This is a genomic window from Cupriavidus sp. WS, assembly GCF_000395345.1.
GTDB classification, from domain to species: Bacteria; Pseudomonadota; Gammaproteobacteria; order Burkholderiales; family Burkholderiaceae; genus Cupriavidus; species Cupriavidus basilensis_B.
In genome coordinates this window covers 1-1,540 of the sequence record NZ_AQPL01000131.1, presented here as the reverse complement: position 1 = coordinate 1,540, position 1,540 = coordinate 1, and the positions used below count along the sequence as shown (strand labels likewise).

Here is a 1,540-nt window from a genome sequence, read left to right as displayed (position 1 = left end):
TCTGGCACATCTCAAGATCCCACATCGGGTTCAAACCGCGGCCACCGCGCCCACCACGAATCCAGCACCGTCCCTATGCCGCACCCATCCACCCCGGTCGCGGCAGCAGCCCGAAGGGCCTGGGCCTACGCCATCATGCAGCGCCACCACGAATCGAACACCACCCGAGAGACAGTGGCCGCCAAAACCGGTACCGGCAGAATCCCAGCAGAACCACAGATCCCACCACGAAACCACCAACCTAAGCAACACTGTTCGGCTCTGCCCCTGCCGGCAAGGCAGTCCGCTTTCTTGGCTGTGGTGGTCTAATGATCCTGGACACTTCAAAAGGTAGACTTCCGGTCAACTAGAGAGGTGATGATGGGACGCAGAGATTTCTCCGACGAGTTCAAGGCCGACGCAGTGAACTTGGTGCTAGAGCAGGGGTATTCAGTGACCAATGCCGCCAAGGCACTGGACATTGGTGAGACAGCGCTTCGTCGTTGGATTGGCAATCGCCAGGCGAAGCCGGTACCGACCACAAGTGACCCGACGAGCTTGACGCCCGACCAGCGCCGCATCCGGGATCTGGAGCGGCAAGTGGCCCGGCTGGAGCGTGAGCGCGACATCCTAAAAAAGTCCACGGCCTTCTTCGTCAAGGAACTCGATCGCAATACGAAGTGATCGAACAGGCGGAGAAGGTCTGGCCGGTGGCGGTGGTGTGCGAGATCCTGGGCATGCCGCGCAGCACCTACTACGCGTGGAAGGCCCGGCAAGCCAAGCCGTGTGCCCAACGTGAGGCGCTGATGGGTCAGGTCCAGGCGATTCATGAGACGAGCGGGCAAAGCTACGGCAGCCGCCGCATGTCACAGGAGCTGCGCAGACGAGGCCATGCTGTCGGACGCCATCGAGCCAGAGGATTGATGCGGGAAGCCCAGGTCGCGGTCCGGAAGGCTCGCAAGCATTATTACTCGAAGGGCGGGAAGTCCTCGGCCATAGCGCCGAACCGATTGAACCGGCAGTTTGCCGTCGCGCAACCGAACCGGGTGTGGGCTGGAGATGTGACCTTCATCTGGACGCAGCAAGGCTGGCTGTACCTGGCCGTGGTGATGGACCTATTCTCGCGGCGGGTGGTGGGTTGGGCTTACTCGAATTCGGCCGACACGCGGCTAGTGGTGAGGGCACTGAGAATCGCGCTGTCGAGCCGGCAGCCGGCCGAGGGCCTGATGTTTCACTCGGATCAGGGCAGCCCGTATGCCAGCCATGCGTTCCAGGAATTGTTGCGCGAGGAAGGGATCACACCGAGCATGAGTCGGGCGGGCAACTGCTGGGACAACGCGGTCGTCGAGCGTTTCTTCTGCAGCCTGAAGGGCGAGCGCATCCGCGACCGGATCTACTGCGACCGCGCGGAGGCACAGGCGGACATCACGAACTACGTGCTGTTCTTCTACAACCAACAGAGATTGCACTCGGCCGCGATGAACATGCCGCCAGCCGAGTACGAGAATTTAAAGGTGGAAGTGGCCAGAAAAGTGTCCAAGATTACTTGACCACCACATGC

General features: G+C 61.2%; 1 protein-coding gene. It reads left to right on the top strand.

Going from position 1 to position 1,540, the window contains the following annotated elements:
• The first annotated feature begins 360 nt into the window (after positions 1–360).
• Positions 361–1,529 (top strand): IS3 family transposase gene (locus tag K206_RS0112350; protein ID WP_155888043.1). Its coding sequence is split into 2 segments (ribosomal slippage): positions 361–619 and positions 619–1,529, totalling 1,170 coding nucleotides; the frame shifts between segments, so codons are not numbered across the junction.
• The last annotated feature ends 11 nt before the right edge of the window (positions 1,530–1,540 follow it).